Genomic DNA, 26,009 nt, shown 5'->3' with positions numbered 1-26,009 from the left:
TTGGTAAAATTTCTTTATGGCTATTTGTTTACCGGAACTCGGAGACTCACACATTTTTCCATCCCCATATACAGCATTAAAAGACCCGAATGGCTTGCTGGCCTTCGGAGGTGATCTCAGTCCGAAACGAATCATAAGTGGCTACCAACAAGGTATATTTCCTTGGTATGGGGCTGATGAACCTATTCTTTGGTGGAGCCCTTCACCACGTGCTGTCTTCGAGCCTAATACTTTTAAACCGGCTAAAAGTTTAAAGAAATATCAGCGTAAACATCAATATCAAGTCACTTTAAACTACGCTACACAACAAGTCATCAAGCAATGCGCTGCGACACGTCCAGCAGAAGAAACTTGGTTAAATGAAGACATGCAAATATCTTATATGGCCCTAGCAGAACAAGGTCATTGTCACTCAGTTGAAGTGTGGAAAGAAGATATGCTCATTGGTGGCTTATATGGCATCAGTATTGGTCAAGTCTTTTGCGGAGAATCCATGTTTAGCCTTAAAGACAATGCTTCTAAAGTCGCACTGTGGTATTTGTGTGAACACTTCGCCTCACACCAAGTTCAATTAATTGATTGTCAAGTAATAAACCCACATCTCTCATCCCTAGGAGCTATTGAGATCGAGCGTGACCAATTTATGGAAAAACTACTATCTTTAAGAAATAACAACTCCGCTTTGGGTACTTTTCAACCACAAGTTTTGCGAGGGACGAAATTATGAGTACAGACCTCCAGCACATTCGTATTGGACTGACGACTAACCATCCATGCAGCTATTTACCCGAACGCCAAGAAAAAGTTGCAGTTGCCCTCGACGAAGAACTACATACAGAACAGAACTATCAGGTACTCATGGCTAATGGTTTCAGGCGCAGTGGAGATACCATCTATAGACCTCAATGCGATCACTGTACTGCTTGCCAACCAATTCGTGTTGCTATTCAGGATTTTATTCCATCCAAAAGTCAAAAACGCTTACTCAATAGGGCAAGAAATTTACGCTGGGAAATAAAAGATCACCTTGATGACAACTGGTTTGAGCTTTATAGCCGTTATATTTGCCAGCGCCATAAAAAAGGAACGATGTATCCACCTAGAGATGATGAATTTTCGCGTTTTGCTGCTACCTCTTGGTTAACCACTAAGTTTATGCACATTTACGGTGATGATGATCAATTGCTTGCGATTGCGATTACAGACATTATGTCACATTGTGCCAGCTCGTTTTATACTTTCTTTGACCCCGATGATACACTTTCTCTTGGGACCTTAGCAGTTCTTTATCAGATTGAATACTGTCAAAAAAGCAATAAACATTGGCTTTATTTAGGCTATCAAATTGATGAATGTCCAGCTATGAGCTATAAAACTCGCTTTCAAAGACACCAAAAGCTAGTAAATCAGCGTTGGCAAGGGTAGAATACGCTACAACTTTACATAATTACTGTTTAGCGGCACATTTAGCTCGCTAATACGCCTAATTTCTAAAGAGGATTAAATGGCTAAAGAAGACGTAATTGAGATGCAAGGCACTGTGCTTGACACTCTACCAAACACTATGTTCCGTGTTGAACTTGAAAATGGTCACGTTGTGACTGCACATATCTCTGGCAAGATGCGCAAAAACTACATCCGTATCCTTACCGGCGATAAGGTAACTGTAGAGATGACACCATACGACCTATCTAAAGGACGCATCGTCTTCCGCGCTCGTTAATCTTAGATTTTCGGATGCAAATAAAAAACGGAGCTCTTGGCTCCGTTTTTTATTATCTGTCCGGTGGATAAGTATCTACTCATTCTTTAAGTAAAAACAGCATTCAGTAAAAAAACTTAGGTGTCATAAATGACAGCTCATTTGATAAGTCAGAATTCAAAGCTAAGAAGCTTTTAAAATAAAACACGAGGTTAACCTCGTGTTTTTATCTATAGGGCATTTCGATTTTATCTACGACCTCGTAGAGTTAATTTAGTGAACCGCAGTTTCCTTTTCGCCAAAGTATTCAAATTTGAGCTCGTCTTTTACTAAAGTAACTTTTACGGTGCCACCATTAACCAATGAACCAAACAGCAGTTCGTTTGCCAAAGGCTTTTTGAGTTTTTCTTGTATGACTCTCCCCATCGGTCTTGCACCCATTGCTTTATCGTACCCTTTATGTGCCAACCAATGACGTGCATCTTGTGATACTTCCATTGAAACACCACGGGCGTCCAATTGAACTTGTAATTCGACGATAAATTTATCGACAACTTGATGAATAACTGCTTCATCAAGGCTATTGAACCAAATAATATTGTCAAGACGATTGCGGAATTCTGGCGTAAATACTTTTTTGATCTCTGCCATGGCATCATGACTATGATCTTGCTGAATCAAACCAATTGATTTTTTCTCTGTTTCAGTAACACCTGCATTGGTCGTCATAACCAAAATAACATTTCGAAAATCAGCTTTACGACCATTATTATCAGTAAGAGTACCGTTATCCATTACTTGTAAAAGTAAGTTAAAAATATCAGGATGCGCTTTCTCAATCTCATCAAGAAGCACAACCGAATGAGGCTGTTTAAGGACGGCATCGGTCAATAATCCGCCTTGATCATAACCAACGTAGCCTGGAGGGGCACCGATCAACCGACTCACTGAGTGACGTTCACCGTATTCAGACATATCAAATCGAAGTAACTCAATCCCTAACAACTTAGAAAGTTGGACCGTTACTTCTGTCTTACCGACTCCTGTAGGGCCAGCAAATAAGAATGAACCGACAGGTTTATTATCTACACCTAAACCAGCACGAGATAATTTAATCGCCTCAGACAAGGCATCTATAGCATTATCTTGTCCAAAGACCAGCATCTTCATTTTGCCATCAAGGTTCTTTAAAATATCTTTATCAGAGGACGATACAGATTTCTCTGGGATGCGAGCCATTTTAGCTACCATCGCCTCTATATCGGCAACACCAACTGTTTTTTTACGGCGGCTCGCTGGCGCTAGGCGGCTACGTGCACCTGCTTCGTCAATCACATCAATAGCTTTATCTGGCAAGTGACGTTCATTGATGTATTTCGCTGAAAGCTCAACTGCAGCACGAAGGGCCTTATTGGTGTAACGAACTTCGTGATGTGCTTCATATTTTGGTTTCAAGCCAATTAAAATCTTAGTCGTATCATCTAAAGATGGCTCGACTACATCAATTTTTTGGAAACGCCTTGATAAAGCTCGCTCTTTTTCAAAAATACTACTGTACTCTTGGTAAGTTGTTGACCCAATACAACGTAGTTTTCCACTACTCAACAATGGTTTTATCAAGTTCGCAGCATCGACTTGCCCGCCGGATGCAGCACCTGCACCGATAATGGTATGGATTTCATCGATAAAAAGTATTGCATCTTCTTCTTTTTCAAGCTGTTTGAGTATTGATTTAAAACGTTTTTCAAAATCACCTCGGTATTTAGTACCAGCAAGTAGTGACCCAATATCGAGTGAGTAGATCACGCTATTTTGAATAACTTCAGGTACTTGACCTTCCACAATTCGCCATGCAAGGCCTTCAGCAATTGCGGTTTTACCTACACCAGCTTCACCCACCAATAACGGGTTATTTTTACGGCGCCTGCATAAAACCTGAATAGTGCGTTCTAATTCCTTATCACGTCCAATAAGAGGATCAATATTACCGTCCTTTGCAACCTGATTTAGGTTCAAAGCAAAATTTTCTAAACGCTCTTCTGAATTTGAATCATCTGGTGCTTCAGCCGAATTGAACGATTCAGATGAAGACGATGATGATGATGATGATGATGAACCTAAAGCTTTAGTAATTCCATGTGAGATAAAGTTGACGATATCTAGTCGAGATATATCATTTTTCTTCAATAAATAAGCAGCATGAGACTCCTGTTCACTAAAAATAGCGACAAGAACGTTCGCTCCTGTGACTTCATTACGTCCAGAAGACTGAACGTGGAATACTGCACGTTGTAATACTCGCTGAAAGCTAAGTGTAGGTTGAGTTTCCCTGGTTTCATCGTCAGCAGGGATAAGTGGCGTGGTTTGATCGATAAACGTATCAAGTTCATTGCGTAAGGCGTCTAGATCCGCTTTACAAGCTAAAAGCGCTTCCTTCGCTGCATCATTTTCTAGCAATGCAAGTAGGAGGTGTTCAACAGTCATAAACTCGTGACGTTTTTCTCGAGCGCGTGCAAATGCACTATTTAAGCTTGACTCTAATTCTTTATTCAACATAGGTACCTCCCGATTGAACAACTTGGGTTGCTCGAGCAAGTCTTCTTAATCACGCTTGCTCCATCGTACACAGTAGCGGATGTTCATTTTCCCTTGAATACATCGTAACCTGCGCTACTTTCGTTTCAGCAATCTCGGCACTGTAGGTTCCGCAGACTGCCTTTCCTTCATAGTGTACCTTGAGCATTATTTGAGTTGCCTTATCAATGTCATGAGCAAAAAAACGCTCTAGTACTTCTATGACGAAATCCATAGGTGTGTAATCGTCATTGCTAAGTACAACGTGATACCGCTTTGGCGGCTCTACTTTTGTACTTTCTCTCTCCAGAATATCGGAGTCTGGAGTCACCCATTCAAAGTTTTTACTCATAGCAATTCAAAATATCTTGTCAAAGAGAGAATGTTTAATCTTGTTAACACAATCTAACACAACCTCATCACCAGATGTAGTAAGCCAGATGATTTATGATGTATGACCGATAAAATTGCTTCCTTTAAATAAAGATTAATCCACCTATGGCATAGGCGCAAATAAAAGATCTTTATCTTCACACAACTCTTTTTGTTAGCAAACCTAACTATTTATCGAACGACTCTATGATACGTATCTTTAAAACTTGCTTTGAGCGCTTAACAATAAAATATATGGGTAAATATACTTTAAAAGTCACATATTATGCATTTAGTACAATTGACCAAAACTATTAAATCAAACCATACTATTTTTTAAATATCAGATACACACAGACTGTTCAACTACTAAACAAGGATTTGAATAAAAAATGCTGACATCCTTACTAAAAGCAAAACTAATTACTAATCAATTTTGTCTCTGATAGTTGTTTTTTTACTATTGACTGTAGCGATTCCTTGACTACATTGGAATGTGTGGGTGCATATAGAACTGAGTAATATGGTTTTAAATAACCGCACATACAGTGCTTGTGCTCCAACTTACCAAACTAAGCGTTTTAGTTATAAAGCGACACGAACCCAAGCTTTGGTAACGTATTCGCTTTCAGTGAAAATAGTATGAGGGATGTAAAAGCATGGCTACAGGTACAGTAAAGTGGTTTAACAATGCCAAAGGATTTGGTTTTATCTGTTCAGACGAAGAGGAGGGCGATATCTTTGCTCACTACTCAACAATCCAGATGGACGGCTATCGTACACTGAAAGCAGGCCAACAAGTCTCATATGAGGTTGAAAAAGGCCCGAAGGGATCTCATGCGTGCAGTGTCGTTCCTGTTGAGAGTCTAGCTAAATAACTCATTTTGAATATCAACCTTTCAAGTTAGTTTTGTGAAACTGTTGGCGTGCCAATATAGGTACAAAAAACCCGCTGAGTAAGCGGGTTTCTTTTCAAAATGTAGATAAGATTAACGCTTATCAACAATCGAGTTGAGTATATGACTTGGACGCATCAGAGTAGAAACCAATAAGTCATCAAGTGCGTAATAGCCACCCAATTCACCTTTCACACCCTGAGAAGTATTTAGCTCAGCGACAATATCTCGCTCCTTGCTGCTCAAAATCTCAGCAATTGGTGCAAATTCAGCCGCTAATTCTGCATCTTCAACCTGCTCCGCCAAAGCTTTTGCCCAGTAAGAAGCAAGATAGAAGTGACTTCCGCGGTTATCCAATTCACCGACCTTGCGAGAAGGGGACTTATTGTTATCAAGGAATTCACCCGTCGCCTTATCTAATGCTTTAGCAAGAACCAAGGCTTTAGCATTACCTGTCGTGAGGCCAAGGTGCTCCAAGGATGCCGCCAAAGCTAGGAACTCCCCTAGCGAATCCCAACGAAGGTGGTTTTCTTTTTCTACTTGTTGAACATGCTTCGGTGCAGACCCGCCCGCTCCTGTTTCAAATAAACCACCACCATTCATCAAAGGAACGATAGACAGCATTTTCGCCGACGTACCAAGCTCAAGAATTGGGAATAAATCGGTGAGATAATCACGTAGAACGTTACCTGTTACCGATATTGTATCAAGGCCTTCTTTAATGCGCTCCAATGAGAACTGACAAGCATCGACAGGAGATAGAATTTTAATCTCTAAGCCAGCTGTATCGTGTTGTGGTAAATACGCATTAACTTTTTTGATCAACTCTGCATCATGTGCACGATTTTCATCTAGCCAGAATACCGCAGGAGCTCCTGTTGCACGAGCTCGTGATACAGCCAATTTGACCCAGTCTTGAATTGGCGCATCTTTCACCTGACACATACGGAAGATATCACCTTCTTCAACGTTTTGTTCCAGTAAAACGTTACCAGCAGTATCAACCACACGGACGATACCGTCTGATTTTAAAATAAAGGTTTTATCATGAGAGCCATACTCTTCAGCTTTTTGAGCCATCAAACCAACGTTTGGAACACTGCCCATCGTTGTTGGATCAAATGCACCATACTGCTTACAGAAGTCGATAACCGCTTGATAGATACCCGCGTAGCTGCGATCTGGAATCATGGCTTTAGTATCTTTTTGCTTACCGTCTGGTCCCCACATTTGACCCGACGCTCGCAACATAGCAGGCATAGAAGCGTCAACGATAATGTCACTTGGAACATGCAGGTTAGTAATACCACGATCTGAGTCAACCATTGCTAATGCAGGTTGAGTTTCGTATACCGCCGCAATGGCATCTTCAATCTCTTGCTTTTGTTCGCTAGGCAATGTAGCAATTTTGGTATAAACATCACCTAGGCCGTTGTTAACATCAACTCCGAGCTCTTCGAACAGCTGACCGTATTTATCAAATACTTCTTTGTAATAAACTTTAACCGCATGGCCGAAAATAACTGGGTCAGAGACTTTCATCATGGTTGCTTTCATATGAAGAGAAAGCAAAACGTCCTGTTCTTTGGCCGCTTTAATTTCTTGCTCGAAAAATGCAACCAAGGCTTTCTTGTTCATGACGGAACAATCGATCACTTCTTTGTCTTGCAACGGGAAGGCGGCCTTTAGCTCGGTCACTTTGCCATCAGCGTTAACAAACTCAATCTTTACTTCTTTCTCGCCAGAAATGGTCAAAGATTTTTCACTACCAAAGAAATCATTGCCCGCCATGCTTGAAACATGAGATTTTGATTCTGCTGACCAAGCTCCCATAGAGTGTGGGTTCTTTTTCGCATAGTTCTTCACTGATAGCGGCGCACGTCGATCTGAGTTACCTTCACGAAGCACAGGGTTGACCGCGCTGCCTTTAATCTTATCGTAAGTCGCTTTAATCGCCTCTTGTTCTAGATCACTTGGCTCTTCTGGGTAATCCGGCAGAGTGTATCCCTTGGCTTGTAGTTCTTTGATCGCGGCTTTGAGCTGAGGTATTGAGGCAGAAATATTCGGCAGTTTGATAATGTTGGCTTCTGGTGTTTTAGCAAGTTCCCCTAGCTCAGATAGAGCGTCACCGATGCGTTGCTCCGGCTTTAAATATTCAGGGAAGTTAGCAATAATTCGGCCTGCTAGTGAGATATCACGAGTATCGACATGAATGCCTGATGATTGAGTAAAGGATTGAATAATTGGCAGTAATGAGTAAGTTGCGAGCGCCGGAGCCTCATCAGTAATAGTATAGATAATGGTCGGTTTTGCTGTAGGCATGAAATTTCCCTATTTTTTACTCAATGTTGTAATAAAAACAACTGAGTTTGTTGAATTGACGTGCCACCATGTTGTCAGTGGTGAATTAATCCCTGCTAGCATAGGCACGATTCGCACTCATTATGTATAACGTTAAGCTTTATAACAGTGAGATCTTGGGCTCAATTACAGAGTGCGCGGTTTTAACAAACACTTTGGTGCTTCTTGGCATCATTTGAATGATAACAGTCACACCAAAACTGCTTTGCTATATCATTAAACAATTAACACGAAATAGTCTATTATTGCGTTTGCTTTTATTCGTTTTGGGCCGACAATAATAGCCGATAACTAAAAAATATAACACTTTCAAGCACAGCTTGTTTACATTTTTGCAAGGTAGTTAACATGTCATCTCACCAAGGCACCGAAAAAAATCGCAATAAATCACTTTCTCCGCGCACTCATCGTACCTCTTCCAAAAAGACGAGCGCTGCTACCGGACGGAAAAAAATTCGCTCAAACCGCTCATCAAGCCCCTCAAGATCAAAAGTCGCTCTAGAAGATCGTAAAATCATTATTTTCAATAAGCCTTACGACACACTAAGCCAATTTACAGATAGCGAAGGACGTAAAACATTAGCTGATTACATCCCAGTACAGAACGTTTATGCAGCAGGCCGACTGGATCGAGATAGTGAAGGTTTGATGATTTTAACCAATGATGGCGTGTTACAAGCAAGATTGACCCAACCAAAATCAAAAATGCCTAAAACCTATTGGGTACAGGTGGAAGGTTCCCCTGCAGAAGCTGACTTGGACAAACTACGTAAAGGTGTGGAGCTGAAAGATGGATTAACGCTACCAGCACAGATCGAAACAATATCTGAGCCCACAGTTTGGGATAGAGAACCACCTGTCCGCTTTAGGGCAAATATCCCAACTACATGGTTAGCAATTACTATTGTTGAAGGAAGAAATCGGCAAGTCAGACGCATGACGGCTCATATTGGTTTCCCTACATTACGACTAATTCGCTATTCTATGGGGAACGTTAAATTAGATACTCTCCAACCAGGAGAATGGAAAGAGATAAAAAAAATCAGCACACTCTCCCGCTAAATTAACCAAAAATCTGCATACAGGCCTACTGGAATAATGTATATAGTAAGTGCAACGTTGGCAAATGAGACGCCCTTAAAGGGCGCCTCATTTATACTTTCATCTAAAAGCTTTGAATTTAACCAAGAACTTTGGGTTTAAAACTAGGTTAAATCAATTAGAACGTGTAGAATGCAGCAGCAAACACAGAGGTCTCTTTATCAGAACCGTCCGCTGCTTCTAAATCTTGTTTGATATCAATACCACCACTGAAGCGGTCACTGAATGCATACATCGTTGCTACGTTCATGTATGACGTATCTTCGTCGGCTTTAGCTTTTGCAGTAAAGTCTTCTTGATTGAAGCTATAACCGGCAGCCAAAGTGAGCTTTTCGTTCATAGCCATGCTACCAGATAGGTAGAAACCAGTAGATTCACTTACGTCTTCTTTTTCGTTTTTCCAAGCATTAGCACCCAAATGCACAGAATCACCCACAGCTACGTTGCCTGAAAGTGAAATAACATCGAAGTCTTTCTTATCATTCTTAGAGTCTTCGCGAGATTCATAACCTACGTAAACGTTAAATATACCTTGTTCTAAGCCAAGGTAACCGTTGGCACCTTTATATTCATTAGTTTCATCTACTGAGTAGTAAGAAGCCCCGTAAGCAATACCAGAATTAGAACCTTCAAACTTGATTACATCAAATGCATCAGCAGCATCTGCTGCAGAGTTACCGAATTCATAGGTAAAGTCACCAGCACCATCGACTTTGTCAAGTGCAGTATCGTTTTCCCAACCGAATGAGAAGATACCGAAGCCAGAGTTAAGACCAAGCCAAGCTTTATCAACATCCGTAGCAAATTCATTGTCAATATCCATAGACTTTGTTCTGTCTTCATCTGTAGTCCAGTTGAGTTCTAAATCTGTCTCTAGATAACCAAGAATAAAGTTGTTTTCGTAGCTTACAGCAACAGTTATGGCAGTGACCCAATCATCATACATTGCTTTTGTTTTAGTATCGTAGTAGCCACCGATACCAAAGGCACCTGATACTGAGAAGTGTTTTTTATGAATGGGTTCAAATTCAAATTTAGGTTTTGCATTTTCAGAAGGGTTTGCGAAAGATGAAGCTGAAATGCTTGCCATAGTAAGAGCTAAAAGAGTTTTTTTCATAGTTAATCCACTGCCTTTTCTTAATTTGGGATATCCATTTCCGGTTCCCTTTTTATATATTTTCGAGCTAAATGTTTTTTAAATGTAAAATTCATTACCTCGAAAAATCTGTTTTTAAGACTGCAAAAGATTTCCTTCAGTGTCAAATCACCTTTAAAAAAACAAAAATCAAAAAAAGAGCCAATTAAACAAGAAGTTAAAGTCAGCAAGCAAAAAACAACCCACAAAGTAAAGCACAAAACCAATGTTACTTTTTGTAACAAAAATAGTAGATAAAGAAATAGTTACCTATAAAAAAACAATAGGTTGAAATATTGTAGCGATAATAACTATAGATTTAGAGATTATAACTATATGAAAAACATGATTCCGCCGATGTTACTTAAGAATAATAAGTTCAATGTTTTTTTGTGAACAGGATCGACATTCTCATTGAAATTATTATCTTTCACGAACTACTGTACTGATAACATTGTGTGATATTATGCGCCACCATTGTATCCGGGGTGCTTATGCTAACGAGTAATATTCAGAAATCGATTCGTACCAGCTATCAAAATCTTCAGTCCCAGCTAGAGCACTTTGTTCCTCGTAGAGCTCAAAACTATTTAGTCGCGGAAATTGCCAAAACACTCTGTGGCCAATACCACTCCTCGAATCGTCTATTAGTTGCTGAAGCAGGAACAGGGATTGGAAAGTCTCTGTCTTACCTTATGGCCGCTATCCCTGTAGCTGTTCATAATAATCGAAAAGTGGTTATCTCCACCGCAACCGTGGCGCTTCAGGAACAGTTAGTAAATAAAGATTTGCCGCTCTTCCGTCGTATTACCGATCTCGATTTTTCTTTTATCTTAGCCAAAGGTCGCCAACGCTACTGCTGTGCTGAGAAGTTAGCCATAGCCAGCGGAGTCGATGGTGGGCAGCTTGCGATGTTTGAAACGAAACCAAAAAAGAAAGAAATAGAACTTCTTGAAACCTTGTATCGCTCACTGGCTCAAGGTAAATGGGATGGCGATCGAGATAATTGGCCAAAACCGATTGATGACCATATTTGGCAGTTAATCATCAGTGACAAACACAGCTGCAATAACAGTTTGCCGTCACACCGTCACTGTCCCTTCCAAAAGGCACGTTCTGAACTGGACAAAAATGATGTCATTATTGCTAACCATTCACTTGTGATGGCTGATGCAGATCTTGGAGGCGGTGTGATCCTACCTGAACCGGAAAACACCATTTACGTTTTCGATGAAGCGCATCATCTGCCTCATGTCGCTCGTGATCATGCCTCTGCCGCAGCAAGTCTAAAAGGAGCGGCGGCTTGGCTGGAAAAACTCAATCAATCAAGCAATAAGTTTTCCTCACTGGCGGATGAAAAACGCGTGGGCCGTTTTCGTCAAGAACTTCAGGAAGCGGTTCAAGAAATGATCCCTTCTCTGAATCATTTGGCAAAACAATTTAGCCCTGAGCATTTTGAAGAAGGGATTTATCGCTTTGAGCATGGTGAGCTACCGACTTGGCTGGAAAACCAAGCTAAAGAGCTCAAACAACTGAGTAAAAAAGCCAGCCAAAGTACGAATAAAATCGCCGATCTCTTAGCAGAAAAAGTGAAAGATGGGGAGCTCTCATCTCGATTGGCAGAGCCCGCCCTCGCTGAGTTAGGCTTTTATATTCAACGCTTAGAAAACCTCGCACAAGTTTGGCACTTAATGGCAGAGCCAACCAGAGACAAAGGGGCACCTCTTGCCCGCTGGTTAGAAACTCACCCCGATCAAGAAGGGGACTTCGTGGTACATGTCTCACCACTGGAAGTAGGTTGGCAATTAGATCAACAGATCTGGAGTCGCTGTATCGGAGCCGTGTTAGTTTCCGCCACCATGCGAGCTCTGAATTCATTCCACTACTTTTGTCATCAGGTCGGGATTGATGCAAGACCAGAGTCAGGGTCACAATTCTTAGCTTTAGCCTCTCCTTTTGATTATCAAAATCAAGCTGAGTTGCTGATCCCAGCTATGAAATATGAGCCTCAAGCACCTCAATTTACAGAATATCTTATCGAAATCTTATCTAAGTATTTGCAAGACAAAAAAGCCAACTTAGTATTATTCTCTTCTTATTGGCAAATGAACCAAGTTGCGAAAGCTCTCAGCAGTGATTTCATCTCTCGCGGATGGGCGTTACAAGTTCAAGGAGAAAGCTCAAGGGCCGAAATCCTAAAAAAACACAAGAAGCTGATTGAATCGCAAAAAACCAGTATTCTATTCGGCACGGGCAGCTTCTCGGAGGGTCTTGATTTACCTGGAAACTTATTAGAAAACCTAGTGATCACTAAAATTCCGTTTAGCGTCCCTACGTCACCTGTTGAACAAGCTCATTCAGAATACATAGAAAAAAAAGGCGGTAACCCTTTCATGCAGATTACCGTACCAGATGCGAGTAAAAAGCTGATTCAAAGTGTCGGACGTTTACTGCGTAAAGAGCAAGATTCTGGTAGAGTCACGATTCTTGATCGCCGCTTAATCAGCAAGCGTTACGGACAAGCCTTGATAGAGTCACTCCCGCCTTTCAAACGTAAAATTGAATATTAGAAGAATAACCCTTTATGGAAATGATTGAACCAACCACGTTGTTGGTATTAGCTCTCGTCGCTTTTATTGCTGGTTTCATCGATGCCGTTGCTGGAGGCGGAGGCATGCTAACCGTTCCAACTCTGTTATCCCTTGGACTCCCACCTCATATGGCACTGGGTACCAACAAACTTGCCGCCTCTTTTGCTTCCTCGACCGCTGCATTTACCTATTACAAAAAGCGTTTGTTTAAGCCACGGTGTTGGGGAAGAGCATTTGTCGCAACGTTAATTGGCGCGACATTAGGAACACTTTTTGTCGATGCTATCAGCACAGAGTGGCTTGAAAAAGTGTTACCACTGATCATTCTTGCTGCAGCCTTTTATACCGTGTTTCACAAAATGCCTTCTGATGCTAACCAAAGCCCAATTCCTCAAGACTGCCCTAAACTTCATAAAAAACAGTACTTGCAAGGCTTAAGTATTGGTTTTTATGATGGACTGGCTGGACCTGGTACGGGTGCTTTCTGGACAGTCAGCTCAATGGCCTTGTATCGTCTCAACATTCTTCTTGCCTCAGGCTTGGCCAAGGCAATGAATTTTACCAGCAACTTTACCTCATTAGTCACCTTTGCCGTGCTGGGTCATATCAATTGGATGCTAGGCTTAACAATGGGCTTATGTCTGATGGCAGGCGCTTTTGTTGGCGCACATTCAGCAATTCGATTTGGCGCTAAGTTTATTCGTCCTGTTTTTGTCACAGTTGTCAGTATATTAGCAATCAAACTGGCTTATAACGCTTGGTTTACGGGTGTATCATGAATTTAAAGCAACTTGCACAAAGTTTAGAGGGAATGTCTAAACAGGCAGCCATACTAGATCGCCAGCGTGGTGAACATCACGTACCGCTTTTTGATGAACGTCTGTTTAGTTGCCGTTCACGCTTACTTGTGCCTTGTGTTAAGGAAACATGTGCAACACTTGATAGCATCATGCGTGAAAAAGAACAAAATAAACTCACACTACTTCGTGCAGATTATTTAACCGAACGTTTGGTTGCGCAAATTTCAGCTATACAACGTGAGATTTCAACCACAAGATTACGCAAAGGTGAAATTAAACATAGCAGTCACTTTAGAAAACCAATTAATGTCTTATACCAAGAGTTGGCACAGCATCAAGAATGGGCTCGTCGTTTAAGGCAACTAGTGATAGAAAAACAAATTGCGGCTAGTGCATCGACGGGATTCAATAAAACAGAAGCACAAAATGTTTTATTGGCAACAGAAAAAAGACTAGAACGATGTGAAGCCGCCTTACTTAAACTAGAAAATCAAATTACCTACAGGGAAAAAAACCAATAATGTCTGATCAACCATCTTTAGAAAATGCCGCAAAAGAAACACAATTAGCGGTAGATATTATCTATTTGCTAGAAGTGAATAACATCGACCCAGCTCAAGCTCTGAAAGCCTTGAAAATTGTACAATCAGATCTAGAGTACAAGCTGTCGCAAGAATAAATAAATTCTGATCATTACAACAGCCTGTATAAGTTATACATAAAAAATAATCATCGTTGGGCTGGCAACTCGACTAAAATTTTGTCTACTTATCTATACATGAAAAATCAATCATAAGGTTAGTTGATCCTTTGGGCGGTAAATTTTTTTTCTTCATACTGTTTAAAATTACCGCCGACACATTTCACTTTTCCGACTAAGTAATTATCAGAGACATAGCTAAATGAATATTCAGCTTTAATTGACTTTGCAATGATTGTGCCGTTTTCAAGATGAGTCTGAGTATGACATTCATATTGTTTTCTGAGATTATCAAGCAAAGCAATGCGGCCATTAGAGTCAACATAAAGATTGGTATTTGAAAAATTACCTGAAAGAGTAATATTCATCTGATAGTGCTTATTTCGTAATCTCAAAAGATCATCATAATTAAGAAAACCAGAACCTAGCGCTGTCATTTGTGAGTATTTTAATACTCCATCACTGGTAACAAATACCAGTTCTTCAACACCATCTCCATTAAGGTCAATCATCGAAAAACTTTGCACATCCTCATAAGGCAACAACTCTTTAGGTGAACCAACAATATAGTCTTCCGCAAATCCATTAGCTGACGAAATCAATAATAAAACTAAACCAGTCACAGTTTTATTCATAATAATATCCATTTTTATAAATCAACTTAGATATTATAATTAAAATAACTGAAAATACAGTTTTTCGTCGCTAATTTATGACTTGGAATCAAGAATACTACTTTTCATATATTTATTCTGAAAGCCCTGAGTCTAATAAATACTCTTGATATTATTTAAAAAAAAGCCCGACCAATTAGATATGCTCACCTTCTAGTTTTAAATCTCCCAATACCATGCAATAAGTAATAAGTAATAAGTAATAAGTAATAAGTAATAAGTAATAAGTAATAAGTAAAATAATAAAATCACAGTAAATATCATCTCTTTTATATGCAGTATTTTTTGTTTCCCAGAATAACAGGATAAGTCAATAGTAGTTCAAAAAAGACAAATTTTTATCTAGATTCATATACATGCTAAAAGAGATGCTTTGTGGTCCTTTATTAACTATATCAATTACTTTAAAGTTGTTAAGTTCCGGTATCAAATGCTTAAAAAGAGCGGCACACCACAATAATAGAAAAAGATATGTTAAATTATATAATTAGCTAGGAATCATTTTCCTTCCTGAATAATAGTATTTATCTGATGATTAAATTTGGAGAGTTATATCATCAGATGATTGCTAATTAGGTAATTTTGATAGGCTATTATCCATCAGCACATAGTTATAATTAAGTAGTAATACAAAGTAATCGATTAAATGTCGACACTCTGGCTTGGGTAGGATATTTCTAAAATAATGACTTCGCCATCCGCCAAAAATGGGCCATGAACCTCGCCAGGAGGCCGACTAGCGTAGTAGCCAGGTTCAAGCCACATATTATACGCCTCATCATAAAGACGTCCAGAAACTACAAATATTTCCTCTGGGTAAACGTGGCTTCTACCTCCAAAAGCCTTAGTGTGGTATCCATCCTTAAAGCGCGTCAACCTCGTATAATCGCCGTTGATATGATCTTTGGCTAGTGTAATTTGGGCTAGGTTTCCCTTCGTACCATCGATAATCTCCCATTTTTGATTATTGAACAGGTCCAATGGATTCCAATATTTTTGAGTAGATTTCATACTGACCTCTAAGAAAGTTAATCTTGATGTAGGAATTATTTTACTTCCTATTCGGTATACTCGCTTTATTTAATCATAATGATAAATTAAGTACTTCTTATAACTATGAATTAAAAATCATTATTCAGTCGATATCACTATATTTATCGACTAAAGTAACCTCAGTTACATTGAAAAAGTGAATTAGTATAAAGAATTTGAATAAAAATAAAAACGTCTACTTTTCGAGACCTTTTGAAATCATCTAGCAAAAGTACTCACAACTCGATAATAAAAATGTTAGCACGCTTTAACATCACTAAATTTATAAATCACAGAGTTCTTCTATTAATCTCCCTAAAATATTTACACACAAATGATATAAAACATCCCGTAATAATACGGGATGCTTTGTGGTACATAGCTATATTTTAGGTTGTATTAGCTCCAATTTACGAGCTTTTATCGCACTTCTGAGTAAGGCAACTTCCAGCATCATAGCTAGGAGTACTTGCACCGCAACCATATATAAAGGCAAATTAATCCATGAAAATAGAGCGACCCCGCTCACCAGATATAGATTGGCAGCTAATGCCGCTTTACCAATTGCTTGAGTTGCATTTTTTAACATGAGCAATCCCATAAAATAATGCTGAATGGCCATAATTATTGGCAAAACAAATAATATTGAAAGTACAGGGCGCATAGAATTAATAAGCAACCTATCACCGCTTACATACATTGAAAGCATTGGACTGCTTAGCGGCGTGTAGACAATCATGCCAAGAATTAGACTAAATCCAATACCGACCAGTAAAGCAAACTTGCGCAAGCGTTCCTTCTCTATTAAAAAAGTATTATCCGTGGTGTTTTGTAGATGACGAATGACAACTTGCTGCAACATACGTACACCATTGCTCACACTTATCACTAACCCCCATGCTGCAGCCCATGCTGCAAGTTGTAACTCTCCGATGAATGAAATCAAAATAGGCAGCATGAGTCGAGCCCCCCATAATGAAATCATTGATTGGGCTAATGGCCAGTAATAGCGCCCCATAGATATCATATTCGTGGGTAATGTGTGCTGTGTTTCCTTCTCATTGACATGGATTTGACCAAGCCGGTAGCGGACATAAACAAGTTCAGCGAGTACTCCACTTAACAATGCACCTGCAGTAATGAGTGCCCCGGAATTAGTAGCTATTGATAGAGAAAAGGCAATAGTAATTAACACTAAGCATCTTAAAAAAGCGCCTTTGGCAATATATCTCGAATGTCCTGCATATATAATTTGACCTTGCCAATAGCGTCTTATTGCAATCATTAATGGCCAAGGGCAGAGTAATAGCACCATCAATGATGCTTGTTGCCAAACTTCAGGTCGCTCAGATATTAGCTCACTGCTTTCAGGCCATATCGCAACTATAAACATACTAAGTGTTAGTATTGTCCCTAGAACTATCACGAAACGAAGTAGCACCTTACTGCTTTTTTTTGATCCTGACATCATTGTAGACACAGATAAAACAGAGATAATGGGACTTTCAAAAAACACTGCAATAGCTTTTCCTAACGCAAAAGCAGCAAGGTTTAAGGTGCTATTTTGTAACGAGGCCAAGACAAAAATAATAATAGGATCGCCAAGAGCCATCACCATATCACTTAGGGACATAGGTATTAACTCTCTGAAATAATTTCGATTACGAGATTGCATCAATTACCCCCTCGCCATCGATATACGACTCAAATACTGGATCTAACTGTTTAATATGAGTATCCAGTTGTCGATTGTTATATATGGATATTTTTGAGTGAGCTAACCAGTCGGGGTTATAGATGGTATCCAAATAGCGATCAGCTCTGTCTGGATTGATAAGTACGATTTTCTTTCGTTTAACGCCTTGCTGCATGGCATAGGCAAGCCCTGCACTGATTATAGCCCCAGTCGAAGCTCCTAATAATAACCCTTCTTTTTTACCCAATTGATGACACATCGAAAAGGCGATTTCATCAGTAACATTGTAAGCATAGTCAATATCGCTCGACTTAAATGCTGGAGGAACAAAAGATAAGCCAAGCCCTGTCATTTTGTAAGGGTGACGTGGCCTACCAAAGATCCCAGAACCTGCGACATCTACTGCAATGATTTTGGTCCTTGGACTATGCCTTCGAAAATACCGGGCGACACCTGATAATTGTCCTGCAGTACTAATGCCAATGACTATTGCGTCAGGTTGGTTTGGGAAAGCATTAGCAATCTCAAATGCAGTGTAATAGTAGTGTGCAAGAGGATTATCTGGATTAAGATGCTGACATGGGTAAAATGAGTTTGGGGTCTTGTCAGCTAACTTTTTCGCATGAGCCATACGCGCTTTTTGCATCGAGCCTGCACTATCTGCCAAGCTTAATGGCACCTCTTCAAGTTTTGCACCATAGGCATTAAGCATTTTGATAACTGGAGGAGGCGTTTTAGCATCAATTACTATAATGACTTGATAACCTTTAGAAGCACCGATACTCGCAAGTGACATTCCGAAGTTTCCTGAGCTGGATTCAATGATCGTGCTTCCTTGTTTTAAAAGACCTTTTTTCTCAGCTTGATCGATAAGGAAAGCGGCATTTTTATCTTTAATACTCCCTGTTGGATTGCACGAATCCATTTTTATGTAGAAGTCGTTACTTTCACATAATGTATGAACTCTATTTAATTTTATAAAAGGAACGTTACCAACCGCTTCTGATATAGAATTAGCGACAAACTGATGAGTATATTTTATTGGGGGAGTAGTATTTGTCATATTCATAGTGAAACGCCTTCTGATATCGAATTGCGGGAATAAACAGAAGTAATGTGATCTAGAACTTTTTCATCAGGCTTGTACCTAAAGCATGTTGACTTAATCGGCATTTTTTTTCCCAATAACCCTTGATCAATAACATCAGATATATCTGAATGTATAACTTTGATTAAAAGAGGGAACTTAAACTCGCTAGACACTTCTGGAGATGTTTTTATTGATGAGATTTCACTGACTTTTTGTAATCTTTCATATATTAAAGTAAAATTATTAATACCTTTATTGTTTTTTTCTTTATATTTATATCCCCATTTTTTTTCATTGAAACAAATATGAAAATCAGCATCACTTAACCTGCAAGGAATTAGCCAACTTTTAACTATACTACCAATTACATTATCAATGTTAGATTGCTTTCTTAAATGACAGTATATTTCGTTAAACTCAAAGGAAGCTTGAGATGCTGAAATTAAAAATATAGGAATACTTGCATGAGCATGATTCCTCCTAATTACTTCATAGCGATGATGGCCATCTGCAATTAAGAAACTAGGAATTTTTTTTAAAGATTTTGTTATCAAATTACTTTGATAGCATTTTTCTAGTTTAGATATTGTGTGTATCATTCCATCATTAGTAGGAATTACAATTATATTGTCTGCTTGATCAAACCACTGATTAAGCATATCGAGTGGAAAGTTATTACTGTTAGTAATCCAAAAACTAGGTGGGTAATTATTTAACGATAAGCTCTCTAAAGCTCGCACCCTTATGGGATTAGTTTGTTCATGAGGAATAATGGGGGGGGAAAACTCAGAGTTATAGTCGTAATGATATAATATTCCTGTAATTTGATGATGCTTATTATTCCATTTTCCGTCAATTCTATATATGAAGTATGAGTTTAAATCTAACATTAACATTTCCTTTAATTGTTATTATCCCTACGAAAATTCGTATATTTTTAAATAAAATTTCTGATAGAGTTAAAAGGAAATTGGCGGTCGGAAAAAGGAATAAAGTGGCGATATGTAAATATTTAAATCATTTAGTACACATAGTACCGACTTAAAACTAGACTCAAGTAAAAAAGAACTTGTAATTAAGTGTTGATTAGAATGGCAATGATGAAGACCACACTGTTCATCATCATGAGCATTTCCTTTATTGCTGATTTCAACATCAGTACTAAAAGTTTCAAGATGTATATGGTGTTCTATATTTAAATTATCAATAGTCATTTTGATAGATAAAGATGAAAGAGACATCATAGTCACAAATATAATAATAAATATTCTTCTTGATGTTAAACTCATCTTTTGCCCGTTTTTTAAATAAATTTAATCTATCTTTTCATAAAGGTAACTACTACTGAGCACTTCTATCTTAATAAAATCAAAATGGATAATACTATTATAGTACATTTAATACAAAATAAGTTCCTATTTTAAAAGCATTATTTTTAACAAGACGACTTTATGTTATCTTTGTCAAGAAAACAAACACTAAATATTGACCTCATTGTTATTTAAAATCCATTTTATAAATAGGTGAATTGTTTTTATATGCAACAAAAAGATTTACACACCTATATTTTAGCTGCTGTATTTTCATCTAATAACTCTCGATTGTCACCTGAGTTTAAAATGCAATGGATTGCTGTTAGCCTAATGATATTAGGCTTGTTGCAAAAACTTCACGACAGCCCAGACTTTAACTATGATTCATCACTGCATAAACCTGTATGGTCAAACCTGAATTCAAAGAAATTCTTGTCTTTCTTAGCGTTCGTGACCGTCAATTTATTATAACTTCAAACTTAAGCCACTTGCTGAACCCATCGGACAAAGTACCTAAGCGACTCACGTTCTTCAGCCTATATTTCAATGGCCTTTAACCCTAAGTAACCTCAAAGTATAATGAGGAATGGCAACAAAATGGCGGCAGAACTCACTAAAACCAGTTGTCAGGCTTAAATATACATTTTTCAAACTTAATAAACCCATAAATATTGATAAATTAATGGGTTAGAGTACAGGTTAAAAACATATGAAAGTTATCAGTTTTAATATCAATGGGCTTCGAGCACGACTTCATCAACTTCAAGCTCTGATTGATAAACACCAGCCTGACGTCATTGGCCTTCAGGAAATCAAGGTTCATAATGAAGCTTTTCCGATCGAAGCGGTCGAGGCAATGGGCTATAAGGTCTACTTTCATGGTCAAAAAGCACACTATGGCGTAGCGATGTTGTGCAAACAAGAGCCGTTGAAAATTCAAAAAGGCTTTCCTAGCGATAATGATGAGCATCAAAAGCGCATGATTATGGCAACATTTGAGGGTAAAGACGGCAAACCTGTCACCGTTTTAAATGGCTACTTCCCACAAGGTGACAATATCAGCCACGAAACGAAATTCCCATACAAACGTCAATTTTACAAAGACTTGATGACGTACCTAAACGAAAATCATGTCAACGATGAGCAGATTATTGTAATGGGAGATATCAACATAAGCCCTATCGATGCTGATATCGGTATTGGCGAGCCGAACCAAAAGCGTTGGTTAAAAACAGGTAAATGTTCTTTTCAGCCAGAAGAGCGTGAGTGGCTAAAAACCTTACTTGATTGGGGCTTCATTGATACGTTCCGTCAATTACACCCTGATGTATCTGACCGTTTTTCTTGGTTTGACTACCGATCGCGTGGGTTTGATGATAACCGCGGCCTAAGAATCGATGTGATCTTAGCAACCCCTTCTTTAGTCAAAACGTGTACAGAATCAGACATTGATTACGAACTGAGAGGCATTGAAAAGCCATCAGATCATGCACCAATTTGGGCATCGTTTGACTGAAGCTGGTCTCAGGCATAAAAAAGAGCGCTAGTGAGTAGCGCTCTTCGAACAGTCAGTGCAAGGTTAAACGGCAAGCTATTGCCACTTAAGCATGATAGTAGGGTTTACTTTGCTCTTTCTAAAAACAATGCTTGTGTTTGGGCTAGGCGATTATCTGCATCACGTGCTTGCCTTAAGTTCATCACCACCCCCACAGCATCCTTGCCTATTGGACTATTTTCACTCTTAGAGAAGTTTCTTGCAAAGTCAGCAGCTTGAACTGCATTTTGTGTCTCTGTAAACAAATAACCCTGTGAAATAGCCGCTTGATTACTTATAACAAGCTTATTGGCAACGTCTGTAGAGAAAAAGGATAGATTCAGCTTTGGTACCGTTATTTTACCATCAATTAGTGAGTAAAGTGTGTGATTGACCTTGTAAGCTAAACTATCTACTTCAGCTCCTTGCTTATAATTGATGCGCTGCAAGCCACTCTCATTGCCTAACGCAATGCTTTTATTTAAGTTGATAACTCGATTTGACACATCAGGCTCGTTATTGGTTATATTATTGACCGCAAATAACTGAGCCTCATCAATAGAGACGTTCCAATCATCCGACACTTTATCGCTATATATGGCCTTCCAACCAGGAGTGTTAATGGCTCCTTCAACGCTGTAAGTCCAAACTTCACCGTTGCGATTATCTGGATGATAAAAAGCTTTCTCTGCTTGGATACTTGCTAACGGATACTTAAAACCACGATAAATAACACTCATATCAATAGCGCTAAATTTGATCCCATTAGAGTTAATCTCCGGCTGAGAAGTAACATCGGTAAATACCATACGATTCTCTGGCCAACCTTCAAAACCATATTGGTAAAGTGCTGAACGTTCATCCGTTCGGTATTGAGCAATCATGACTTTTTCCGAACTGAACGCAGCTAAGACATCACTGTTATTAAATCGAGAAGTATTTTTCTCTAGAGTTTCAAGCTGAGACTCGAAGTAAAAAGTTGAATACGGATTACCTTGAGCATTTTCTGCAACCAAAAAGTCTAGGTTCCTTTTATCTACGGGAGTGTCATTGTTACCAGTCAGACAAGTGGTTCCACTAACCTTACTTTCTACGGAGAGATAAGTATTACGCAGAGATGCATTTTGCTCCAGTAGCTCTTTTGAGAACGTCACAGCATTGACAATGTCGTTGTTTCTTTCCTGCAACGTAACACTACCACCATCAGGTATCGACTGAAGTATTATGCTTAATTTATCTTTACTGGCGCTCATAATATCACCGACAAGATTGCCTGATGCATCAGAATAGTAAGCAGTCAGCTCAGCATCTAAAACACCACCGATAGTATGGTAATTAAGGACTTTTTGCACATCATTTGCATCATTATATCGTTCAAAGATGGTACACAAGCCGTTATCGTTTAAGTTCTGAATTTGTGGAACAACAAAAGTAAAGTTGAAAACGGTTTTAGGAGTACTACCGCCGCCACCGCCACCGCCGCCACAACCAACCATTAGTCCTGATATTACTGCCACAAGCGGCATTATTTTGAGTTGTTTCATGTTTTTTTCCTAAACTGAGCGGCAATGAATAGCCAAAAAAGACCTTATTGCTGAAGTAAAAGCAATAACCAAGCCAACTTTTAAAACCTAATAATCTTAATATTAACATATCGTTAGCTATCTAAGATGGATTAACTGATATAGAAATGACTTTGTTACCAATTCTGTGAGCAAGGAAAGCAACTCGTGTAATCACAGGTTCTCATCTTTTTAGACAAGATGTGATCCTTCTCAGTGTTCGAATCTTAGGTTAACAACTATTCTTCATGTTGCATAAAATGACCAGCCAACAATTTATCGGTTTTTTTGATGTTTTATTGATTTAGTTTAAGGTTTGCAGATTTTTTTTAGTTTAGCCTTGAATGGTGATTAAAAGCTAATCACTTGATGAAAGTGGCAACATGCATAGCCTTACTGGTTTTAATACCACTCATAAGGCGATTCATATTGTTATTTATCAAGAGTGTACTGTTCTCTCCATCTGATTGGGGTTCGCTGGTTCACAAGCGAAGCAGTACGGATTTTTTGCTACTAAAAAGGTAGGTATGTCATGGCAGAGCAATTTGCTAAAGCTTGGGAAGGTTTTGTTGCAGGTGAGTGGCAAAACGAAGTCAACGTTCGTGATTTCATTCAGAAAAACTACACTCCGTATGAAGGTGACGAATCTTTTCTAGTTTCTGAGGGTACTGAAGCGACTAATAAGCTTTGGGCAAAAGTAATGGAAGGAATCAAGCAAGAGAATGCCACTCATGCCCCTGTTGACTTCGATACTGACCTTATCTCTACCATCACAGCACACGATGCTGGTTACATTGATCAAAGCCTAGAAACCATTGTTGGTCTTCAAACAGATGCGCCGCTAAAACGTGCCATCATTCCAAATGGTGGTATTCGTATGGTTGAAGGCTCATGCAAAGCCTACGATCGCGAGCTAGACCCACAGATCTCAAAAATCTACTCTGAGTATCGTAAAACTCATAATGCTGGTGTATTCGACATTTACACACCAGACATTCTTGCTTGTCGTAAGTCTGGTGTACTGACCGGTCTTCCAGATGCGTATGGTCGTGGCCGTATTATCGGTGACTATCGCCGCGTTGCTCTGTACGGTATCGATTTCTTAATGAAAGATAAGCTGGCTCAGTTTAACTCTCTACAAGAACGCTTCGAAAACGGTGTTGACCTGCAAATGACAATGCAACTTCGTGAAGAAATTGCTGAACAACATCGTGCTCTTGGCCAAATGAAAGTGATGGCGAAGAAATACGGCTGTGATATTTCTCGTCCTGCAGAAACGGCACAAGAAGCCATCCAATGGACATACTTCGGTTACCTTGCTGCAGTTAAATCTCAAAACGGCGCAGCAATGTCGCTAGGTCGTACTTCGACTTTCCTCGATATCTATATCGAACGAGATATCGCCGAAGGTAAGATCACAGAAGTTGATGCACAGGAAATGATCGACCACTTCGTCATGAAGCTCCGTATGGTTCGTTTTCTACGTACTCCTGAATATGATGATCTATTCTCTGGCGACCCAATCTGGGCAACAGAGTCTATGGGTGGTATGGGCTTGGATGGTCGTACGCTCGTTACGCGTTCAAACTTCCGCTTCCTAAACTCTCTATACACAATGGGGCCTTCTCCAGAGCCAAACATCACAGTTCTTTGGTCTGAGCAATTACCTGAAGGTTTCAAGAAATTCTGTGCCAAGGTGTCTATCGATACTTCTTCCATCCAGTACGAGAATGACGACTTGATGCGTCCTGACTTCGTCTCTGATGACTACGCAATTGCATGTTGTGTATCGCCAATGATCATCGGTAAACATATGCAGTTCTTCGGTGCCCGTGCTAACTTGGCGAAAACGCTGCTTTACGTAATCAACGGCGGCGTGGATGAGAAATTAAAGATCCAAGTGGGCCCACAAATGCCTAAGATCGCTGACGAGGTTTTAGACTTCAACGACGTATGGGGCAAACTTGACCACTTTATGGATTGGCTGGCTAAGCAATACGTTACAGCACTAAACAGCATACATTTCATGCACGACAAGTACAGCTACGAAGCTGCACTCATGGCTCTGCATGACCGTGACGTTCGTCGCACTATGGCTTGTGGTATTGCAGGCCTATCCGTAGCGGCTGACTCTCTATCTGCAATCAAATACGCGAAAGTTAAACCAATCCGTGACGAAGATGGCGTAGCAATCGATTTTGAAATCGAAGGCGACTACCCTAAATTCGGTAACAACGATGCTCGCGTTGATGACATCGCTTGTGAACTGGTTGAAGTCTTCATGAACAAGATTCGTCAGCTTAAAACATACCGTGACGCAGTTCCTACTCAGTCTATCCTAACGATCACTTCAAACGTGGTATACGGTAAGAAGACGGGGAACACGCCTGACGGTCGTCGCGCTGGTGCTCCTTTCGCACCAGGAGCGAACCCAATGCACGGCCGTGACGAAAAAGGGGCTGTAGCGTCTCTAACGTCTGTAGGTAAACTGCCGTTTGCTCACGCTAAAGATGGTATCTCTTACACGTTCTCTATCGTACCTAACGCACTGGGTAAAGATGAAGGTTCACAACGCGCTAACCTTGCTGGTCTGATGGATGGTTATTTCCATCACGAATCTGGCATTGAAGGTGGTCAACATCTAAATGTCAACGTTCTTAACCGTGAAACTCTAGAAGACGCTGTTAAGCACCCAGAGAAATATCCTCAACTCACAATTCGTGTATCTGGTTACGCTGTTCGTTTTAACTCTCTAACAGCAGAACAACAAGCCGATGTCATCGCCAGAACATTCACGAATTCTCTGTAACAATAACAAACCATACCCATAAGTAATTAATGTAATGCCGATGCGTGATCGTATCGGCTTTTTTTAT

General features: G+C 39.6%; 22 protein-coding genes. 12 read left to right on the top strand and 10 right to left on the bottom strand.

The annotated features are described in order from the left end of the window. Window positions 1-16 precede the first annotated feature (16 nt). From aat to infA, 3 genes are all read left to right on the top strand, one after another. A complete protein-coding gene (aat, locus tag VSA01S_RS05105) occupies window positions 17-727 on the top strand; it encodes a leucyl/phenylalanyl-tRNA--protein transferase (protein ID WP_039980769.1) in 711 nt (236 codons plus the stop codon). Next, window positions 724-1,425: an arginyltransferase gene (locus VSA01S_RS05100; protein WP_039980771.1), complete on the top strand. Its 702-nt coding sequence runs from the start codon at window positions 724-726 to the stop codon at window positions 1,423-1,425. The genes aat and VSA01S_RS05100 overlap by 4 nt, the downstream gene beginning before the upstream one ends. Window positions 1,426-1,504: 79 nt before the next feature. Next, window positions 1,505-1,723 (top strand): translation initiation factor IF-1, encoded by a 219-nt coding sequence (infA, locus tag VSA01S_RS05095; protein ID WP_001040192.1) that lies wholly within the window; start codon window positions 1,505-1,507, stop codon window positions 1,721-1,723. A gap of 252 nt (window positions 1,724-1,975) precedes the next feature. Here infA and clpA read toward each other — a convergent pair whose 3' ends face one another. Together clpA and clpS are read right to left on the bottom strand one after the other, a co-directional pair. Beyond that, the gene (gene clpA / locus VSA01S_RS05090) at window positions 1,976-4,258 is read right to left on the bottom strand and encodes an ATP-dependent Clp protease ATP-binding subunit ClpA (protein WP_039980772.1); all 2,283 of its coding nucleotides are present in this window, start codon (window positions 4,256-4,258) and stop codon (window positions 1,976-1,978) included. A 49-nt stretch (window positions 4,259-4,307) separates the two neighbouring features. After that, window positions 4,308-4,628, bottom strand: a complete 321-nt coding sequence (clpS, locus tag VSA01S_RS05085) for an ATP-dependent Clp protease adapter ClpS (protein WP_039980774.1) — start codon at window positions 4,626-4,628, stop codon at window positions 4,308-4,310. A 679-nt stretch (window positions 4,629-5,307) separates the two neighbouring features. On the opposite strand from clpS, the gene cspD reads away from it, so the two are divergent. Next, window positions 5,308-5,526, top strand: a complete 219-nt coding sequence (gene cspD / locus VSA01S_RS05080) for a cold shock domain-containing protein CspD (RefSeq protein ID WP_039980776.1) — start codon at window positions 5,308-5,310, stop codon at window positions 5,524-5,526. A gap of 111 nt (window positions 5,527-5,637) precedes the next feature. Here cspD and VSA01S_RS05075 read toward each other — a convergent pair whose 3' ends face one another. Continuing rightward, window positions 5,638-7,866, bottom strand: coding sequence for an NADP-dependent isocitrate dehydrogenase (locus VSA01S_RS05075; protein ID WP_039980777.1), 2,229 nt, complete (start codon window positions 7,864-7,866; stop codon window positions 5,638-5,640). 387 nt (window positions 7,867-8,253) lie between these two features. Here VSA01S_RS05075 and VSA01S_RS05070 point away from each other — a divergent pair, with 387 nt between their 5' ends. Then, window positions 8,254-8,967 carry an rRNA large subunit pseudouridine synthase E gene (locus VSA01S_RS05070; protein ID WP_039980778.1) on the top strand — a complete coding sequence of 238 codons (714 nt, stop codon included), beginning with the start codon at window positions 8,254-8,256 and terminating at the stop codon, window positions 8,965-8,967. 157 nt (window positions 8,968-9,124) lie between these two features. Here VSA01S_RS05070 and VSA01S_RS05065 read toward each other — a convergent pair whose 3' ends face one another. Beyond that, window positions 9,125-10,123, bottom strand: a complete 999-nt coding sequence (locus tag VSA01S_RS05065; RefSeq protein WP_039980781.1) for a porin family protein — start codon at window positions 10,121-10,123, stop codon at window positions 9,125-9,127. Window positions 10,124-10,635: 512 nt separating this feature from the next. Here VSA01S_RS05065 and dinG point away from each other — a divergent pair. The 4 genes from dinG to VSA01S_RS05045 are packed head-to-tail and all read left to right on the top strand — an operon-like array spanning window position 10,636 to window position 14,211. Then, window positions 10,636-12,711 (top strand): ATP-dependent DNA helicase DinG, encoded by a 2,076-nt coding sequence (gene dinG / locus VSA01S_RS05060; RefSeq protein WP_039980783.1) that lies wholly within the window; start codon window positions 10,636-10,638, stop codon window positions 12,709-12,711. Between the two features lie 14 nt (window positions 12,712-12,725). Next, window positions 12,726-13,511 carry a sulfite exporter TauE/SafE family protein gene (locus tag VSA01S_RS05055; protein ID WP_039980785.1) on the top strand — a complete coding sequence of 262 codons (786 nt, stop codon included), beginning with the start codon at window positions 12,726-12,728 and terminating at the stop codon, window positions 13,509-13,511. Next, window positions 13,508-14,053, top strand: a complete 546-nt coding sequence (locus tag VSA01S_RS05050) for a primosomal replication protein (protein ID WP_039980787.1) — start codon at window positions 13,508-13,510, stop codon at window positions 14,051-14,053. Before VSA01S_RS05055 ends, VSA01S_RS05050 begins: the two co-directional genes overlap by 4 nt. Continuing rightward, on the top strand, window positions 14,053-14,211 hold the full coding sequence (locus VSA01S_RS05045) for a DUF2496 domain-containing protein (RefSeq protein ID WP_039980789.1): 159 nt from the start codon (window positions 14,053-14,055) through the stop codon (window positions 14,209-14,211). The genes VSA01S_RS05050 and VSA01S_RS05045 overlap by 1 nt, the downstream gene beginning before the upstream one ends. Before the next feature lie 119 nt (window positions 14,212-14,330). Here the strand turns inward: VSA01S_RS05045 and VSA01S_RS05040 are convergent, their stop codons facing one another. The 5 genes from VSA01S_RS05040 to VSA01S_RS05020 all read right to left on the bottom strand — a co-directional run bounded on the left by VSA01S_RS05040 (window position 14,331) and on the right by VSA01S_RS05020 (window position 19,614). Then, a complete protein-coding gene (locus tag VSA01S_RS05040; RefSeq protein ID WP_039980792.1) occupies window positions 14,331-14,867 on the bottom strand; it encodes a hypothetical protein in 537 nt (178 codons plus the stop codon). 681 nt (window positions 14,868-15,548) lie between these two features. After that, window positions 15,549-15,917: a cupin domain-containing protein gene (locus tag VSA01S_RS05035; protein ID WP_039983763.1), complete on the bottom strand. Its 369-nt coding sequence runs from the start codon at window positions 15,915-15,917 to the stop codon at window positions 15,549-15,551. 403 nt (window positions 15,918-16,320) lie between these two features. Beyond that, entirely contained in the window at window positions 16,321-17,613 is a 1,293-nt protein-coding gene (locus VSA01S_RS05030) for a hypothetical protein (protein WP_039983764.1), read from the bottom strand. Next, window positions 17,600-18,703 carry a cysteine synthase family protein gene (locus VSA01S_RS05025; protein ID WP_050567498.1) on the bottom strand — a complete coding sequence of 368 codons (1,104 nt, stop codon included), beginning with the start codon at window positions 18,701-18,703 and terminating at the stop codon, window positions 17,600-17,602. The genes VSA01S_RS05030 and VSA01S_RS05025 overlap by 14 nt, the downstream gene beginning before the upstream one ends. Next, on the bottom strand, window positions 18,700-19,614 hold the full coding sequence (locus VSA01S_RS05020; RefSeq protein WP_039983765.1) for a DUF1015 family protein: 915 nt from the start codon (window positions 19,612-19,614) through the stop codon (window positions 18,700-18,702). Before VSA01S_RS05020 ends, VSA01S_RS05025 begins: the two co-directional genes overlap by 4 nt. Before the next feature lie 648 nt (window positions 19,615-20,262). Here VSA01S_RS05020 and VSA01S_RS05015 point away from each other — a divergent pair. Then, window positions 20,263-20,508: a hypothetical protein gene (locus tag VSA01S_RS05015; protein WP_039979102.1), complete on the top strand. Its 246-nt coding sequence runs from the start codon at window positions 20,263-20,265 to the stop codon at window positions 20,506-20,508. 238 nt (window positions 20,509-20,746) lie between these two features. Beyond that, a complete protein-coding gene (xthA, locus tag VSA01S_RS05010) occupies window positions 20,747-21,553 on the top strand; it encodes an exodeoxyribonuclease III (protein ID WP_039979101.1) in 807 nt (268 codons plus the stop codon). Window positions 21,554-21,657: 104 nt separating this feature from the next. Here xthA and VSA01S_RS05005 read toward each other — a convergent pair whose 3' ends face one another. After that, on the bottom strand, window positions 21,658-23,115 hold the full coding sequence (locus tag VSA01S_RS05005) for a hypothetical protein (RefSeq protein WP_039979100.1): 1,458 nt from the start codon (window positions 23,113-23,115) through the stop codon (window positions 21,658-21,660). A gap of 550 nt (window positions 23,116-23,665) precedes the next feature. Between VSA01S_RS05005 and pflB the strand changes: the two genes are divergently transcribed. After that, on the top strand, window positions 23,666-25,942 hold the full coding sequence (gene pflB / locus VSA01S_RS05000) for a formate C-acetyltransferase (protein WP_039979099.1): 2,277 nt from the start codon (window positions 23,666-23,668) through the stop codon (window positions 25,940-25,942). Window positions 25,943-26,009 lie beyond the last annotated feature (67 nt).

This window comes from Vibrio sagamiensis NBRC 104589 (assembly GCF_007990935.1).
GTDB classification, from domain to species: Bacteria; Pseudomonadota; Gammaproteobacteria; order Enterobacterales; family Vibrionaceae; genus Vibrio; species Vibrio sagamiensis.
This window is presented reverse-complemented; position numbering and strand designations above follow the sequence as displayed.